This is a genomic window from Pseudomonas sp. LBUM1678, assembly GCF_059695575.1.
On record NZ_CP166775.1, the window covers coordinates 3,460,981 to 3,479,038 of the forward strand.

The 18,058-nt window shown below is 60.3% G+C and carries 12 protein-coding genes; all 12 read right to left on the reverse strand.

Annotation, left to right across the window (positions count from 1 at the left end; translation table 11 throughout):
* Positions 1–13 precede the first annotated feature (13 nt).
* On the reverse strand, positions 14–3,061 hold the full coding sequence (locus ACA070_RS15700; protein WP_497447378.1) for an autotransporter domain-containing protein: 3,048 nt from the start codon (positions 3,059–3,061) through the stop codon (positions 14–16).
* 218 nt (positions 3,062–3,279) lie between these two features.
* Positions 3,280–6,237: an autotransporter serine peptidase EprS gene (eprS, locus tag ACA070_RS15705; RefSeq protein WP_497451957.1), complete on the reverse strand. Its 2,958-nt coding sequence runs from the start codon at positions 6,235–6,237 to the stop codon at positions 3,280–3,282.
* A 197-nt stretch (positions 6,238–6,434) separates the two neighbouring features.
* Entirely contained in the window at positions 6,435–7,802 is a 1,368-nt protein-coding gene (locus ACA070_RS15710) for a TolC family outer membrane protein (protein WP_497447379.1), read from the reverse strand.
* Positions 7,803–7,804: 2 nt separating this feature from the next.
* The gene (locus ACA070_RS15715; RefSeq protein WP_497447380.1) at positions 7,805–9,154 is read right to left on the reverse strand and encodes an HlyD family type I secretion periplasmic adaptor subunit; all 1,350 of its coding nucleotides are present in this window, start codon (positions 9,152–9,154) and stop codon (positions 7,805–7,807) included.
* The gene (locus ACA070_RS15720) at positions 9,151–10,938 is read right to left on the reverse strand and encodes a type I secretion system permease/ATPase (protein ID WP_497447381.1); all 1,788 of its coding nucleotides are present in this window, start codon (positions 10,936–10,938) and stop codon (positions 9,151–9,153) included. The genes ACA070_RS15715 and ACA070_RS15720 overlap by 4 nt, the downstream gene beginning before the upstream one ends.
* Before the next feature lie 209 nt (positions 10,939–11,147).
* On the reverse strand, positions 11,148–11,570 hold the full coding sequence (locus ACA070_RS15725; protein ID WP_497447382.1) for an AprI/Inh family metalloprotease inhibitor: 423 nt from the start codon (positions 11,568–11,570) through the stop codon (positions 11,148–11,150).
* Between the two features lie 97 nt (positions 11,571–11,667).
* A complete protein-coding gene (locus tag ACA070_RS15730) occupies positions 11,668–13,125 on the reverse strand; it encodes a serralysin family metalloprotease (RefSeq protein ID WP_497447383.1) in 1,458 nt (485 codons plus the stop codon).
* 490 nt (positions 13,126–13,615) lie between these two features.
* Positions 13,616–14,074, reverse strand: coding sequence for an REP-associated tyrosine transposase (locus ACA070_RS15735; RefSeq protein ID WP_497447384.1), 459 nt, complete (start codon positions 14,072–14,074; stop codon positions 13,616–13,618).
* Positions 14,075–14,166: 92 nt separating this feature from the next.
* Positions 14,167–15,252: a polyamine ABC transporter substrate-binding protein gene (locus ACA070_RS15740; protein WP_497447385.1), complete on the reverse strand. Its 1,086-nt coding sequence runs from the start codon at positions 15,250–15,252 to the stop codon at positions 14,167–14,169.
* A 75-nt stretch (positions 15,253–15,327) separates the two neighbouring features.
* Positions 15,328–15,669 carry a cupin domain-containing protein gene (locus ACA070_RS15745; RefSeq protein WP_077747853.1) on the reverse strand — a complete coding sequence of 114 codons (342 nt, stop codon included), beginning with the start codon at positions 15,667–15,669 and terminating at the stop codon, positions 15,328–15,330.
* A 43-nt stretch (positions 15,670–15,712) separates the two neighbouring features.
* Positions 15,713–17,119, reverse strand: coding sequence for an NAD(P)/FAD-dependent oxidoreductase (locus ACA070_RS15750; protein WP_497447386.1), 1,407 nt, complete (start codon positions 17,117–17,119; stop codon positions 15,713–15,715).
* Positions 17,120–17,169: 50 nt separating this feature from the next.
* Positions 17,170–17,985: a helix-turn-helix domain-containing protein gene (locus ACA070_RS15755; RefSeq protein WP_497447387.1), complete on the reverse strand. Its 816-nt coding sequence runs from the start codon at positions 17,983–17,985 to the stop codon at positions 17,170–17,172.
* Positions 17,986–18,058 lie beyond the last annotated feature (73 nt).

The window sequence follows — 18,058 nt, forward strand, 5'->3', positions numbered from 1 at the left end:
CCTTTGCGTGAAATCAGAACTGCCAGTCGAGTGTCAGACCTACACCGTGGTCTTTCTCGTTGGAGCCCAGCAGTCCGTTGTAATCCAGGCTCACCCGCACATCCTGAGCCACTGCCAGACCGGCCCGCGCACCAATGACGGCGGCGTTTCGATCCAGGGACACGCTCTGCACGCTGAACCCGGTGTTACCGTTGGCGAAGGCCAGATGATCTTCGGAACGGGTGTTGCTCAGGTTGTGCTGCCAGCCCAGGGTGCCGGACAGTTCCAGCTGCTGTTTGTCCGACAGCGCAATGGCTTTGCTCGCCCGCACACCGAGGGTCGAGAGCACGGCGTCACGGTTGTCTTCGCCACCCTTGAGCGCTGCGGCATCACCCTTCTCGGTGAAACTGTCGCGGTTGAGGTGCACGTAAGCCAGGTTGGCGAACGGTTCCAGTGCCAGCGGTTGCAGGTCCAGGCGATACGCGGCTTCGGTAAACAGTTGTGCGGTGGTCGCATCGCGTTTGGATTTCTGCTTGCCGCTGACGTCGCCGAATTGCAGGTCGCGTTTCACGTCGATGCGATGCCAGCTGTAAGCGCCACCGACGCTCAAGCGCAGTGCGTCGATTTCATGGCCCAGGTAGGCGCCCAAGTGGTAGCTGTCGACGGAGGCCGATGAATGCGTGCCATCGCCCATGCTCAACGAACTGTCGCTATAACCGGTGACGAAACCCAGCCGCGTATCTTCAGCAATCAGACCGTCGACACCGGCCAGCAAGCCGCCGATGGAGCTGTTGGAACTGGCGTTGTCATGCCCGCCATCGCTTTTGCCCCAGGCGCCGAGGACTTTGACCCAGGCATTGCTGCGGTCATCGGTCGGTGCCGCGGCATCGAACAGATCACGCTCACGCAGGCGTTCGCCGACGGCATCGCGCAGGTAACGGCTGTCGTTGATCAGCAATGTGCCAATCGCCGGGTGAATCTCACCGGACAGTTGCTGGAACGCTTGTTGCGCGACAGCCGCGGTCGGCGACAGCAGCAAGGTTTCATAGAGCGGATTGCCCGCGCCCAGTTGCTCGGCGGCAGCCGCGACCGCACGTTGGTTCGGGGTTTGGCCGACGCTGGCGAAGGAGGCGGCGTTGCGTTCTACCGCCAGTTGGATGCCATTGGCCGAGTAGTCGAGTGTGCCGCCGATGAACAGGTAATCCGGCAGCACGGCGCCGAAACGCCCTTCGATGCCGCCGGCCGCTTGCAGAATGTTGTATTGGGTGCCGAGCAGGGATTGCACTTCGCTGGTGGTCAGCAAAGTCGGGCTGTTTTCCAGGGACAGGCTGACGGTGGCGCCATCGATCACGGCTTTACCGCCCGCGACGATCTGGTCGCTGCTGGTTGGCGACAATTCCACGGCGTAAGTCGAGCCAGGCTCGAAGATTACGTCGCCCGCCACTTGCAAGGTGCCGATGGAATTGCCGGGCGCCACGGTGCCGCCGCTTTTCGCGGTCAATGCGCCGATGCGGCCGTTACCGCCGAGAATGCCGCTGTCGTTGACCGTGACCGCCGAGAGCAGCGAGCCGTTGATGGCCAATCGGCCCTGATTGACCAGCGTCGGGCCGGCGTAAGTGTTGGCGCCGGTCAGCACCAGCGTGCCGATGCCCTGTTTGGTCAGGCCACCATGACCGGAAATGTCGTTGCGCCAGACGTCCAGACCGCAATGCACGTCGTTGCACACCCGTTCGGTCGGTTTGCCCGCGTCGATAATCGCGCCGATGCCCGGCAAGTCCGCCACAAACTGGCTGGAACCGTAGGCGCCCTGGATGCGGAATTCCTCGGGTATGTCTTGCTCGGTGACAAACATCCCCGGGCCATCGATGCCTTTGCGCAGGTTGATCATGCCCCAGCCGTACAGCGCGTCGACATCCGGTGCGCCCATGTCGGTGGCTGTGGTGCGGAGCACGCTGGCCACCTGGGCGCCGGTCATGTACGGAAAGCGCTCCATCAGCACCGCCACCGCGCCCGCGACGTGCGGTGCTGCCATGGAGGTGCCGTTTTTGTTGGCGTAGCCGATGGTCATGTTATCGGCATTGGTGCCGCCGATGACGGCGCTGAAGATCTTGCTGCCCGGTGCCGACACGCAAAAGCTCGCGGTGTAGCCGCAGCGCGACGAGAAGGTGCTGATGTTGTAAAGGTCCGGGCTGTTGAGGTCCGGGTTCTTCTGCAGGGCCGCGACGGTCATCCAGTTCGGTGCGATTTCCGGAACGAAATAGCCCAGCCCGGCAATCGCGTCCGGGTTGTTCAGGTTGTAGTCGTTGCCGGCGGCGAAGATCGTCACGATGCCGCTGCGAGCGGCCGCGATTGCACCGTCGTAGGCACCGCCCTGGCGCGTGCCGAGGATGGGCTGGATCTGATTGAACTGCAGTTGCGCGTCCTGCACGGTGAAGTGCGGATACGCCGGGTCACGGCCGCCCAGATCGAAACGATCGGTGATGCCGATGCCCCAGCTGTTATTGATGATTCGCGCACCGCTGGCGATCAACGCATCCCAACCGGCCTTGTACACCGCGCCGTCGTTGCCGAGGATGATGCCGTCTTCAGGGCCCGGGTCGCCGTTGTCGGCGCTGATGATTTGCGCGTTGTACGCCACGCCGTGCATCGGGTTGCCGTCGCGGCTGCCGGCGGCGATCCCGCCGACGTGAGTGCCGTGGGAGCCGAGCTTGCCGTCGGAGCCAACCGAGGGCGAACCGTCATACCGAAACGCATCGCCGGCTTTGACCGGGATGTAGGGGTCGGTGTATTCGCGGATACCGCTGGTGACCAAGGTGACCACTTTGTTGGCACCGGAAAATTCCGGGTGCTGGGCGTAAACCGGTTGATCGAAGATCCCCAGCTTCACCCCTTTGCCACTGTAACCGGCGGCGTAGGCATCCTGGGCGTTGATGGCGCCCAAGCCCCAGTCAGCGTTGAATTCAGCGCTGCGCCAGCTGTTGGGATCGCCTGCTCGACCGTTTTCCACGTAGGGCGCCGCCTGCGCGGTGGCTATTGAGGCTAACGCGCAGAGCAAGGCAAGGTTGTTGTACTTCTTATTCATCCAGCTACCGTCCTTAGTTGTGTTGTGAAAATCCTGTTCCTTGAAAGCACACTTTTATGTTGTGAAACACGCCCCGTGTAGCAGCTGCCGAAGGCTGCGTTCGGCTGCGAAGCAGTCGTAAACCCTGCTAGCACCGTTTACCTGACGGACCGCAGTGTCTGATTTTGCGACTGCTGCGCAGCCGAACGCAGGCTTCGCCAGCTGCTACAGGGTTCGCGTTAGAACTGCCAATTGAGGCTCAGCCCTACGCCATGGCTCTTCTCGCGGCTGGCCAGTTGGCCGGTGTAATCGAGGTTCACGCGAATGCCGCGGCTCAGGGCCAGGCTGGCATGGGCGCCGACCAGTGCCGCATCGCGCACCATGGGCGAACCCTCCACCGAGAACGCCGTGCTGCCGCTGGCAAACGCCAGGTGTTCCTCGGCATCGGTGTTACTCAAGTTGTGCTGCCAGCCGAGGCTGGCTCCCAGCTCAAGCTTCTGCTGGCCGGACAGGTTCACGGTTTTCAATGCGCGCACACCCAATGTGCTGAGCACTGCGTCACGTGTGTCGCCGCTGCTTTTCAGTGCGGCGGCATCACCTTTTTCGGTAAAACCTTCGGTGTCGAGGTGTACGTAGGCCAGGTTGGCAAAAGGTTCGAGCGCCAGTGGTTGCAGGTTCAGGCGATACGCCGCCTCGCCGAACACTTGCGTGGTGCCGGCATCGACCTTGGGCTTCTGCTTGGCGCTGACGTCGCCGTATTGCAGGTCACGTTTGACATCGGCGCGGTGCCAGCTGTAGGTACCGCCAACACTCAGGCGCCAGGCGCCCAACTCACGGCCGGCATAAGCGCCCAAGTGATAGCTGTCGACCTTGGCCGATGAATGAGTGCCCGAGCCCATGCTCACCGAGCTGTCGCTGTAGCCGGTGACCAGGCCGATCCGGGTTTGCTCGTCGATCGCGCCATCGACACCGGCGAGCAAGCCGCCAATCGAGGTGGTGTAACCGGCGGTGTCATGACGGTCATCGGTCTTGCCCCAGGCACCCAGTGCCTTGATCCAGCCATTGCTTTGAGTGCCTTTGGCGTCAACCAGCCGCTCGCCGACGGCATCACGCAGGTAACGACTGTCGTTGATCAGCACCGAGCCCAACGCCGGATAAATTTCCCCTGACAACTGCTGGAACGCCTCTTGTGCGGACGTCGCGGTGGGCGACAGCAACAGGCTTTCGTAAACCGGATTACCCGCCCCAAGCCCTTCCACGGCGGAGGCGACGGCGCGCTGGTTCGGCGTCTGGCCGACGCTGGCGAAAGTCGTGTCGTTGCGCTCCACATTCAGTTGAACGCCGGTGGCGGCGTAATCGAGGCTGCCACCAATGAACAGATAATTGGGCAGCACCGCGCCAAACTGGCCTTGGATACCGCCGGCTGCTTGCAGGATGTTGTATTGATGACCGAGCAGGCTTTGCACTTGTTGAGTGCTGAGCAAGGTCGGGCTGTTTTCCAGTGACAGGCTGACCGTCGCGCCACTGACCGTGGCCGTGCCACCTGCGATGATCCGGTCGCTGGCGGTCGGCGACAGCTCCACCGCGTAGGTCGAGCCGGGTGCGAACGTGACGTCGCCGCTGACCTGCAACGTGCCAATGGAATTGCCGGGCGCAACCGTAGCGCCACGGTTGGCCGTCAGTGCGCCGATTCGGCCCGACCCGCCCAACGTGCCGCTGTCATTGACGGTCACCGCTGATGCCAGCGAACCGTTGACCGAGAGCAAACCACCATTGACCGTGGTCGGCCCGCGATAGCTGTTGTCGCCGGTTAGCATCAAGCGTCCGGCACCGGACTTGATCAAACTGCCTTCGTAGACCCGGCTGGCGGCGGCTGAATCGCGAGCCATGCCGACGGCGTAATCCGTCTGATCCTGCTGGCTGGCACCGGCCGGCACACCGTTCTGCCAACCTTTGGTGCTCAAGGTCTGTTGCCAGGCATTGCGTTCGGCCGTGTCTTCGCTCTGCCGCTGGATCAGCGCGTTGTCCGAGATGTCGTTGCTCCAGACATCGCTCTGCCCTGCTCCCAGATTGGCATCGAAGCGCCCGAGCAATTGCCCCGGCCCGCGCATCGCCCGTTCGAGATTGGCCACGCCCCAGCCGACGCGGGTATTTGGCGCCTGGGTGGTGGAACCGTCGAGTTGGGTGGCAGTGGTCAGCAGGGTTTCGAGCGCCTGCTGGTTGGTCATGTACGGATAGCGTTCCATCACCAGTGCCAGGGCGCCGGTGGCATGCGGCGCGGACATGGAGGTGCCGGACTTGATCGCATAACCGGCGTCGGGAATGGTGCTGTCGATCTTCGCGCCGGGGGTGGTGATGCACCAATACTTGGCGATCCCGCACTGGTTGTACTTCTGCTGATTGCTCAGATCCAGCCCCGACACCGCCAGCCAATGACCTTCCAAATCCGGATGGAAATACGGCAAGGCCGAACGCACGCTGGCATTCGGGTAACCGCTGTTGCCGGCGCTGAACACGTTGATCACACCGCGACGGGAAACGTCAGCCGCCGCATCAATCCAGGTGCCTTTGTTCCAGTGTTGCGCGTAAGCGGCGTGCAGATCGCCGAGGGTGCGGTAACTGACGTCAGGCGGCTGGCTGCCCCAACTGTTATTGATCGCCCGCACGCCAGCATCGGCCAAGGCGTTATAGACCGCTTTGAAGTAACGCGGATCGGGACTGGGACCGAACAGAAAACTGTCGTTCTTGTTGGTGTTGCCGACGTAGACCTGCGCGTTGTACGCCACACCGTGCATGCCGGCGCCATCGCGGGAGGCACCGATGGTGCCCGCGACGTGGGTGCCGTGGGAGTCGTTGTTAGCGTTGAGGGTGCCGTCGACATTGAACAGTGAGCCGTCGACGTAACTGCCGCTGGCCAGCACCGTGTGGTAACGGTCGGTGGCGAATTCGGGATGGGCCGCATCGAAGCCTGAATCGAGCTCGCCGATTTTCACGCCTTTGCCGGTGATGCCGGCGGCGTAGGCTTGGTCGGCCTGCATGCGGGCCAGTCCCCAGTCACGCTGGAACTCTACGGTACGCCAACTGGCGGCATCGCCCAGGGTGCCGGTTTCCTGATTCAGCGCCTGGGCCGATCCCGGCGTTACTGAAATCCAGAGCAATAGCGTGCCGACCGACATCGGCTTGATCTGTACGTCCATGTTCATCACATCTCGCTTTTTTGGCGTTTTTAGAATTCTTGTTTGATGCAGTCGAGCAACACATCTCCCTGTAGCAGCTGGCGAAGCCTGCGTTCGGCTGCGCAGCAGTCGCCATTCGGTCTTCTGACAAACCGCGCTGTCAGGTTTTACGACTGCTTCGCAGCCGAACGCAGGCTTCGCCAGCTGCTACAAGTTCATCATTGAGTCCTCGGGCCCTGTCCGAATGCCTCATCCACCTTGGCCAGATCCTGCTCGGTCAAGGTCCCGGCGTAGTAATGCAACTTGGTCCAGGCCATCAGGTAGTCATACCTTGCCTGCGCCAAATCCCGGCGGGTGGTAAATAGTTGTTGTTCTGCATTTAACGCATCCAGGTTCACCCGCTCACCGCCCAGGATGCTTTGTTTGGTCGAGACCACCAGCGCTTCGGCCGACTTCAGGGCTTTCTGATAGGCCCGAAGTTTGTTCACCCCGGACAGGCAGGCACTGAATTGCCGCCGCAGCTCGATCAGGGTTTCCCGGGTCTTGCCGTCCAGTTCGTACTCGGCCTGCTCCATGGTGCGGCTGGCCTGACGAGTCGACGCCGACACCCCGCCGCCCGCGTACAACGGCACGCTGACTTCAATGCCGATGGTGTTGGTGTCGTAACGCTGGTTGTAGGTGTTGCCGCTTTCCGATTCGTTCTGACGCACCGAGGCATACGCACTGACTTTCGGGAAATGCCCGGCACGGTTGCGTTCGACCTCATAGCGCGCGACGTCCACCGCCTGGCGCTGGGAAGCCAGGTTCGGGTTGTTGGCCACGGCCATCTCGTGCCAGGTGTCGTAGTTGGCCGGCTGCAGGCTGAAGGTCTGGAAGTTCTGGTCCAGCGGCGCCAGATCCGTGATGTCGACAGCGGGCACGCCAATCAATGCGCCCAGTTCGCGCAAGGACGCGTCCTGCTCGTTGCGCGCCTCGATTTCCTCGGCAGTCGCCAGTTCGTAACGGGACTCGGCCTCGAGAATATCGGTGCGCGTGCCCTCGCCCTGGCGGAACATCTGTTCGTTCTGCTGGAACTGCTGCTCGAAGGCTTTCTTCTTGGCCAGCGCGATGTCGATCTGATCCTGGGCGAACAACGCCTTTGTGTAGCTTTCCAGCACACGAACCAGCAATTCCTGGCTCTTGCCGCGGAACGCTTCGTCGGCAAACAACGACTGCGCCACGCCTTTGCGATACGCCGCATAGGCTTCGTAATCGAGCAACGGTTGTTGCAGGGTCAGGGTCGAGCCGTAACTGCTGTAGTTGCGGTCCTCAGTGAAGTCCGGCCGCCCTTCATTAATTTGGGTGACCTTAGAGGTGTTGCGGCCCTTGTTGTAGTTGTAACCCACCCTTGGCAGCAAGCCTGCACGGCCAATAATGCGGTTCTCGAGGCCGGCATCCCGCTCCTTCATCGCGCCAAGGAACACCGGGTCATTGCGCAACGCTTGCTCGTAGATATCGAACGGCCCCATGGCGGCCATCACACTGTTGCACGTCAGCAACGCCAGGGTGGCTGCGAGTATTGAAAGCTTATTCATACAGCCGAACATCCTTATTCCTCGGTCAACGCGGAGCCTGCCCGGTCGAGCAGCGGTTTGAACAAATAGTTGAGGAGTGAACGTTCACCGGTCCGCACGAACATTTCCGCCGGCATGCCGGGCTTGATCACCAGACCGTTGAGTTTTTCCATGGCCTGATCGCTGACGCTGCTGCGCAGCACGTAGTACGGCGCACCGGTTTTCTCGTCGACCATCTGGTCGGCGGAGATCAGGCTGACTTCGCCAGGCACCCTTGGTGTACGGCTCTGGTTGAACGCGGTGAACAGAATGTCCACCGGCAGGTGGGTGCCGACCTTGTCGATCAGGTTGATCGGCAAGTGCCCTTCCACCTCCAGGCGAGTGCCTTGCGGCACGATCTCCAGCAAGGTTTCGCCCTGGCGGACCACTGCGCCTTCGGTGTGAACCCCAAGGTTGACCGCAATGCCGTCGGCGGTGGCGATGATTTCGCTGTGTTGCAGATCGAAGCCGGCGGAGGTCAGTTGCTCTTCCAGCGTCACGCTTTTGAGTTGGGCGTCGGCCAGTTGCGTGCGGACTTCCTTCTGGTATTCCTCGATGTGCTGTTGCAGTTTCAGGCGCGACTCGAGGATGCCCTGTTCCACCCGGCCGCTTTCACCGCTGTTTTCCGCCAATTGCTGCTGCACCTGCGACAGTTGCCGCTGGTATTCCATCAACCGGTTGCGCGGGATGTAGCCGTTGTCCGCCAAGGGCTGGAGATTACTCAGCTGTTGTTGCAGCGAACTGGCCTGAGCCGTCAGGTCCGTACGCGCGCGCCGCATGCCTGCCAATTGCGCACCGGCGCCTTCGATGCTGGCGCGCAAGCCTGCCTGCTCGCGGGAAAACGCTTCGCGGCGGCTGCTGAACAATTGCCGCTGGCCTTCCAGCACCAAGGCCAGGCGTGGGTCGGGATCGTTGCTCAGTTCAGCGGGGAAATTCACCTGCTTGAGGTTGTCCCGTTCGCTCTGCCAACGCGCCAGGCTGGCCCAGGCCATGCGGTATTGCGCTTGCAGCGATTGCACGTCGGCCGCGACCTGGGTCTGGTCGAGCTGGAACAGCGGCTGGCCCTGCTTCACCACTTGGCCTTCGCGCACCAGAATCCGGCTGACCACGCCGTTGCTCATCGATTGCACGGCTTTGCGCTTGCCCGATACCACCACCGTGCCTTGCACCGGAATGCCTTGATCGAGCGGCGCCAGGCTTGCCCAGGTGAAGAAACTGCCAGCACCGACGATCGCCAGGATCCAGCCCATGCGGGCGAAGAAACGCGCATCACGCTCGGGGCGTTCGGCGATGTAATCGTGTTCCATCGTCGCTTCGTTTTCAGTATTCATGCGAGCGCTGCTCATACACCCGAATTCCTTGTCGTGGGCTGATACTGGCGACTCATGCTGAGCCCGCCCGGTGCTTGCGGCGTTTTTTCGCGTTGCTGTTCCTGGGCGCCTGACTGGTGACCGGCAAGCGCCTTGAGCACTTCCTGGCTTGGGCCGAAAGCCTGCAAACGCCCTTCGTTGAGCACCAGCAATTTGTCGGCCTGGGCCAGCGCCGATGAGCGATGGGTCACCAGAATCACGCTGGTCCCCTGGGCTTTCATGTGCGCGATGGCGCTGGCCAGTGCCGCTTCGCCCACGGTGTCGAGGTTGGAATTGGGTTCATCCAGCACCACCAGGCTTGGGTTGCCGTACAGCGCGCGGGCCAATGCCACCCGTTGCTTCTGACCGCCGGACAAGCCGCTGCCGTCCTCGCCGAGCACCGTGTCGTAGCCCTGCGGCATGCGCAGGATCAATTCATGGACGCCCGCCTGTTGCGCGGCTTCAACGACTTTTTGCGGATCGGCCTCGCGGAAACGGGCGATGTTTTCGGCGATGCTGCCGCTGAACAATTCGATGTCCTGAGGCAAGTAACCGATGTATGGACCGAGGTCGTCGCGGTTCCAGCGGTGGATGTCCGCGCCGTCGAGCCGCACGGTACCGCCGAGGGTTGGCCAGACGCCGACCAGCACCCGGGCCAGGGTCGACTTGCCGGAGCCGGAGGCGCCGAGCACGCCCAACACTTCGCCGGCACCCAGACTGAAATTGACCAGGTGCAGGGTCGCCGCACGCTGCCCCGGTGGACCGGCGCTGACTTGTTCGAAGGTGATCTGGCCTTTCGGCGGTGGCAGCGCCATGGCCTCGTCACTGGGTGGAAACGCTTGCAGCAGCGAATCAAGCCGACGGTAAGCGAGCTTGGCGCCGCTCCACTGTTTCCAGACCGCAATCAGCTGATCGATGGGGCTCAGGACGCGGCCCATCAGGATGGAACCGGCGATCATCATCCCGGCGGTCATGTCGCCCTTGATCACCAGCAACGCCCCCAGGCCCAGGACCAGGGATTGCAGGCACAGGCGCAAGGTCTTGCTCAGGGAACTGATGATGGCGCCGGTGTCGCTGGCCTGATTCTGCAGGCCGAGGAAACGCGAATGCACCTGGAACCAGCGCTTGCGCAACACCCCGAGCATGCCCATCGCCTGAATGGTTTCGGCGTTGTGCAGGTGACTGGTGGCCAGTTGGCTGGACTTCTGGGAAAAACCGGCGGCTTCACCCAAGGGCTTTTTGGTCATCGCCTCGTTGAGGCAAGCCAGGCCAATCAACACCACCGCGCCCACGGTCGCGAACACGCCGAGCCAGACATTGAACAGGTAAATCACGAAGAGGTAGACCGGAAACCACGGCGCATCGAAGAACGCGAACAGCGCCGGACCGGTGACGAATTGGCGAATGTGGGTCAGGTCCCCGAGGGACTGTCCGGCGTTGCCCTCGCCGTTGAGCAGGTTGCGCTCGAACGCGGCCTGATACACCCGCAGGTTGAAACGGCGCTCCAGTTGGCTGCCGATGCGGATGACGATGAAGCTGCGCACGATCTCGAGCAAACCGATGAAGGCGAAAAATCCGACCACCATCAGCGACAACATGGCCAGGGTGGTTTCATTTTGCGAAGACAGCACGCGGTCGTAGACCTGGAGCATGTAAATCGACGGGACCAGCATCAGCACGTTAATTAACGCGGTGAAACAACCGACGCTGATCAGGATGCTTTTATAGTCGCCCAGTGCCTTGAATAACGGTGCGGTGGCTGGGGCCTTCGCCATCTTCATTGATTTTTCCTGAGATGATATTTCTCGCCCTTTTTTGGCGAGGCTTCAATTAACTGTCCGCACACGGGTCGAGACATTCTTTGTCCATTAGCGCTTACAAATGAATAACAACTTTTTATGCTGTATAAAAGTTCGGTTATTGATCTGTCGCTTATAACGGAAACCAAGCGCTTTATATTCAACACTTACGTCGGTTCGGCACTTTTCGCTTAACGCGCAACACGCTCCAGCGTAATGATCAGACCCGACTTCAAAGTGCTTTGATAAAGCCCTTCATGCTGTCGGCTGAAAAACACAATTCTTGAGCCTTCCTTGCCGGTGACTGCGATGCCATCCGGCTCCGTGAACCAACCAATCGCCATCTCTGGCAGCCAGGCACCGAGGCAGTCAGCGCCCTCGCCCAGGGTCTGGTTCGCTTCAAGCGCAATGATGCAAACGTTCGACGGCTTATCCTGCAGCGCCTGAGACTCGGGCGAGTCCGTTTTGGCTATCAAGGTGGCCTGCCATTTCCCGACGAGTTCCGAGGGGTCCGCTAATTTCAGGCTGCTTGCCATGGCAACATCTCCAAGAAACATCATCAGCGTCGCCAAAAGCCACGCAGTTGTTCTGTAGGTAAAGGCGTTATGGGTCATAGGGCTTTTAACTCCGGCGTGTAGCCTTACGCACAGCGCGCATCGATGCAAGGACAGAGCGCGACGCAGCAAGCGTCGCGCTCCTTTTAGCCTTGAATCAAGCCACGATGTCCGAGAACGCCGCCTGGCCAACGGTGCTGACCAGGAAGTCAGCCACGCCGTGCCCGGAGAAGTCCACCGACAAGAGGCTGTTACCGCCCGAAGAGGTCAACACTGCATCGCCTGCCGCACCAGTGAACGAGCTCACGAAGTGCAGGCCCGCGCCTTTGGTGATGCCGGTCAAGTCGATCTTGTCCAGGCCGCTGACAAAATCGAGGATCTGATCCGCTACGCCCGGCTTGGAATCGCTGCTGGCCGCGAACACAAAGGTGTCCGAGCCTGCACCGCCCCACAGTTTGTCCGCCCCACCCGCGCCGAAGAGGATGTCGTTGCCGGCACCGCCCTTCAGTTCGTTGGACACGCCATTACCAATCAGCAGGTCGTTACCCGAACCGCCAATCGCGTTCTCGATGGTGGCACCCTTGGCAATGGACACGTTGCCCACCAGGCCGCCAACGTCAGAGAACGAGGTTTCATTGAGGTTGATCTTCTGGTTTTGAGTAAAACCGGAGAAGTCCAGGGTGTCCTTGCCGCCCGCATCCCATACCGAGAACACGACCTTGTCCGACGACGAAGACGCGCTAAGGAAATCGCGACCGGCGTTGGAGTTGAAGCCGTAAGTGGTGTCACCGGTGCGGGTGGTGGTGTTGGCACCGTAGAGCTTCTGGATGGCGGCGATATCGTCCAGCAGCGGGCCGGACGCATAGGCTTCGACGCCGCCCTTGCTGAAGTTCTGGTCGGTGTTGCTTTCACTCCAGTAGCTCATGAGGCTGTAGCCGCGGGTGTCTTCCGCGTAGGTCGCGTCGTTGTAGGTCGGCGCGCCCTCACCGGCGTTGTAGTCGCCGGGGTGGGCCAGGCCCAGGCTGTGACCGATTTCGTGGGTCAGGGTTTGACGACCGTAGTTGTTCAGGTCCGGCGTCTTGTTTGGCGTGTAGCTGCTGTTGGTCAGGTACCAGGAAGTACCGTCATAACCGGCTCCGGTGCCTGGCAGGTAGGCGAATGCCGCTGCGCCGTCCTGGCCGCCGCTGTAGTTGCCGAAGGTCATGTGACCGTCGCCGCCTGTGGCCTTCTCGGTGAAGGTGACTTTGGCCACATCGGCCCAGGATTGCATGGCGAGCACCGCCTGGGCTTTCTGTTGAGCGCTGAACTGACTGAAGCCGGTAATCCCGTGCTTGTTCATGGTGCTCGACGACGCCGAGGTCAGGAACGTGTAGGTCAGTTCGATTTTGCCGCTGCCGTCCTTGTCCTGGTAGGCAGCGCCGTCACGCAGCAATTGGGTCGCTGCCTCGTCGACGGAGTAGGAGGGTTTGCCATTGACCGTGAGATTGCCACCCCGGTCATACTGATGGCTGAAGCTGTCGATCTGGTTGTACGCGGAACTGGGCGCAGCCAATGCTTGCAATGGCGAAAAGGCCTGTTCGGCAAGATCAATAGCGTTGTTTTTAACTTTCGACATAAACACACTTCCTTGTTTAGCAATGGAACAGTTTTTGTCAGATAGCGACAATCTCTGGCGAGATCGTCCTATCACTCGCCCAATGAAGGCGAAAGAAAACTGACACAATTCGAAATCAAACGTCTACATTTTTTTTGACGTCAAATTGTGTAACTCCAGCAAGTACCCGGAAACAATGCCTGCGCTGTCGAAATATAGTTTTAAGTTGAGGGTTTCGGACTAATTGTCTGACAATTGCGTATTTAAATATTAAATAGAGGTAAGTTGTTTTTTGTCGAAGGTGTCTCGTTTTTTTGGACTTATTAGTATGAGTGCCAGTGGATTGATATCAGACGGATTTGTGGCGGGTTTGAGATTTTGACGACTGCTGCGCAGCCGAACGCAGCCTCGCAGGCTCGGCAGCTGCTACAGGATCCGTGCGCACCGCAATCTTTGTAGCAGCTGCCGAGCCTGCGAGGCTGCGTTCGGCTGCGAAGCAGTCGCCTGACTATTACAACCAACACGCATCCCAAAGCGGATAATCATGCACTCGTGTCACCAGACCCGCTCGTATCGGGTTGGCCACGACATACCGAGCAAGATCCTTCACATCCTCCTCCCTGCGGATCGCTCGATCGTGATAGCCCTTCTGCCATAACTGCCCTTGCCTCCCTAATGCCTGATTGACCGCCAAACTGCTCCGAGATTTTATTCGGCACATCAACTCCGCCAGTGTCTTGTCGTGCCGCTGCACCAAGCAATGCATATGATCAGGCATCACAACCCACGTCAAAAAGTCGGCCCACCCCTCTTCCTGGGCCATACGCAGTTGACGAACAACCAACCGCCCCAATCGCCAATCAGCAAAAAACGGCTGTCGTTGGTCAACGACAACCGTTAGCAGATAAATACGTCCTGACTCAGAGAAGCGACCGACACGTAGCTGACCCGAATTTGTACAAACCGGCATTCCATTGCCTCCTGATCCATTGAAAGGGGACCAGAAATCTACAGCGTTGCCTTCAAGCCCGAGCGACCGCAATGGCTACAAAACATGAACCCTCAACTCCCCGTCCGAATCTTGTTCCACACCCGCGTCCGAATCCGGTCAATATTCAGCGGCATCGCCTCAAGAGCAAACAGCTTGCCCATCATTTCCGGGCTCGGATACACCTTGGTGTCGTTCTTGATGGCCGGGTCGATCAGGCTGTCGGCCTGTTGGTTGCCGTTGGCGTAGTGCACGTAGTTGCTGATGCTGGCCATCACGTCCGGGCGCAGCAGGTAGTTCATGAACGCGTAGCCGGCCTTTTCGTCCGGGGCATCGGCAGGCATGGCGACCATGTCGAACCAGATGGCGGCGCCTTCCTTGGGAATGGCATAGCCGATATCGATGCCGTTCTTGGCTTCTTTGGCACGGTTTTCGGCTTGCAGGATGTCGCCGGAAAAGCCGACGGCCACGCAGATATCACCGTTGGCCAGGTCGCTGGTGTACTTGGATGAGTGGAAATAGCTGACGTACGGGCGGACTTTCATCAGCAGTGCTTCAGCCTTTTTGTAGTCTTCCGGGTTCTTGCTGTGGTGCGGCAGCCCCAGGTAGTTCAGCGCGGCCGGCAGCAGTTCGGGGCCGTTGTCGAGGATGGCGACGCCGCACTTTTGTAGCTTGGCCATGTTCTCCGGCTTGAAGATCAGGTCCCAGGAATCCACCGGCGCGTTGTCACCCAGCACGGCTTTTACCTTGGCGATGTTGTAGCCGATGCCGGTGCTGCCCCACAGGTACGGGAAGCCGTGCTCGTTGCCCGGATCGTTGGTCTGCAACGCGGTGAGCAATACCGGGTTCAGGTTCTTCCAGTTCGGCAACTGGCTCTTGTCGAGTTTTTTCAGCGCCCCGCCCTGAATCTGCCGCGCCATGAAATGGTTGGACGGGAACACCACGTCGTACCCGGATTTGCCGGTCATCAGCTTGCCATCGAGGGTTTCGTTGCTGTCGTAGACGTCGTAGCTGAAGGCGATGCCGGTTTCTTTCTGGAAGTTTTTGGTGGTGTCCGGGGCGATGTAGTCCGACGAGTTGTAAATCTTGACGGTCTCGGCGGCGTGGCTGAGGGACGCGACAAGCGCAAGGGGTGCCAGGGTCAGTGTCTTTCGGATCATGAGTCGATTCCTGTATGGGCTTTTGTGCTTTTTATTGGAGGGCTGGCAGGCAATCAAAGGATCAAATTCAAAAAGTCAGAAAATCAAAACGTAGGTCTTGCGCACGGTTTCCTGGATGTCCCAAATGCCGAGGCTGTTGGCCGGCAACATCAGTGCATCGCCGGCTTCGATGTAGAGGGTTTCACCGTCGTCCGGGGTGAAGGTGCAGCGGCCCTGGATGAAGTGACAGAATTCCTGCGCAACGATCTGCCGACGCCAGCGGCCGGGCGTGCATTCCCAGACGCCGGTTTCGACGCCGTCGTCGCGTTCAACGCTGGTGGTTGAAGCCACCGCCACCGGCGTTCCCAGCGGCACGGCAACGGGGTTCGACTCTTCCAGTTCCAGTGTTGCGGTGTTCTTGAATTGCGTGATGCCCATGGGAATACCTGTCGATTGAGCCTATAGATGAAGAGCGCGCCGTTTACTGCATGAAACCTTCCATGAACCCCGCCACCTTGCTCGCCAGTTTGCGGCGCCAAGGGGCCGTGGCCGGGTTGGCCAGGGTCTGGTCTTCGTGGACGAAGCTGCGGATGATCGCGTTGTAACCCAGCCAGCGGCAGGGTTCCGGCTCCCAGGCCCTGAGCGTGTCGAGACCGCCCTGGGGGATAACCCAAGGCTGGTGAACCAGTTCGGTATCGCGCTCGAGAATCAGATCCGCCAGGGTTCTGCCGCCCAGGTTGCTGGCGCCCACGCCTTCCCCGCCATAACCGCCGGACAAAGCAATGCCGCTGGCCTGATCGCAGAGCATGTGCGGCCTGAAATGCCGGGACATGCCCAGGTTGCCGCCCCACGCGTGGGTAATCCGCACGTTCTTCAGTTGCGGGAAGAGTTCGCCGAACAGGTAACGCCGCAACTCCACTTCGCTGGTGGTCAAGTCAAAGTCATGGCGCAACTTGCCGGCAAACTGATAGCCGCCCCGGGCGCCGAACACCAGGCGGTTGTCCGCGGTGCGCTGGCCGTAGGTGACCTGCCGGCTGCTTTCGCTGAACGCCTGGCCGCGGCTCAGGCCGATTTCATCCCAGGTCGCGGCGGACAGTGGTTCAGTGGCCACAATCAGGCTTTGGACCGGTAACTGATAGCGGCCGAGTGGTGGCAGAGTGACCGAATACCCCTCTACCGCCGGCACGATCCAGCGACTGCGAACCTGAGCCTTGGCAGTACGCAAACTCCCCGACTGCCATTGCGTGACCGCGCTGTTTTCGTAGATTTTGACGCCCATGCGCTCGACCGTTTCTGCCAGACCTCGCACCAACTTTGCCGGGTGAATGGTCGCAACGTGCGGTGCATAGATACCGCCATAAGGCTTCGCAACTCTGATCTGTTGCGCCAGCTGCTCCGGGCTGAGCCAGCGATAATCGCTTTCGGTCAGGCCTTGGCTGTAAAGCTTGTCGAGGTAGCTCCGCAGACTGGCTTCCTGCTCGGGATAGCGTGCGGCGCAATACAGCACGCCACCCTTGCGATAATCGCAGTCGATGCCCTCACGTTCGATGACAATCTCTACTTCATCGGGAATGCTGTGCAGCAGATCGAAGGATTCCCGACGTTGGTCCGGCGGCAAACCGGCCAGCAGGCGGTCTTCGCCCAGCAGGTTACCCATCAGCCAGCCGCCGTTACGGCCCGAAGCGCCAAAACCGGCGGTTTGCGCTTCGATGATGGCGATGTCCAGACCTGGCGCCAGGCGCTTGAGGTAGTACGCGGTCCAGAGCCCGGTGTATCCCGCGCCGATGATGGCGACGTCGACGTCCAGATCGTGTTCCAGCGCGGGACGCGCCAACAAGGGCTCGTCGAGTTGATCCATCCACAAACTGATAGTGCGCCACGCCGACATGCAAGAATCCGCCACTCAAACTTCGATGGCGTCGATCCTAGTGCGTGGGCTCAGGGACTGTCGTGCGCGCGTGCACGCAAAGAAATTTGTTTGACGTAAGCCTTGGGCGACAGCCCTGTGTGCTGGCGGAAACAACTGTAGAACGCCGATAACGAATTGAAGCCGGCGGCAAATGCCAGTTCATCAATGCGCAACGGTGGCGTGGCGGCATCCAGCGTCTTGAGCAAATGTTGCAGCCGTGCCTGATTCACGTAGCGATAGAAACTCTGGCCCAACACTTGATTCAGCAGATAGGAAATCTGATTGCGGCTGTACCCGCATTCCTTCGCCACCCGTTGCAGGTCGAGTTCGGGGTCCAGATAAGGCTGCTGACGCTGGAAGTACTGTTGCAGGTCCTCAGCCATGAAACTCAACTGTCGCGGTGAAAGCCCGAGACGGCTAACGGCCGGACGCAAGCTCGCAGCAGTGCTTGTTTGCGGTTGTTCGCGCACCAGGGACGCGTATTCGTTGACGCGCCAGATCAACCCGTCGCGTACCGTGATGGCCTCACTGGAACGGAACGACACCAGCCCCTCACCGCCGCGCAACGTCATCTGGTACTGGATGAACGCGGTGTTGCCGTCCAGGCGTATGCGATCCGAATGCTCCAGCGCTTCATCCGGGTTGCGCGGCATGCTGCCCCGGACGTATTCGCGCAACTCGTCCAGGCCCATGACCCGGTTCTGGAAAAAATCGTTGTACTGAATGTCCGGGTGATACAGCGCCATGACACCGTCCAGATCCCGGTGTTTCCAGCACAGGTGGTAGCGCATGACCGTCTCGCCCGTGGCCTGGGTTTGCTGGGGGCCATCATCATCGGCGTGCATAAAGGACTCGGCGAAAAAAAAACGAGCTTGCCCAAGTTCGGCCACCGCTTCAATGACCAGACCGAATCGGCAG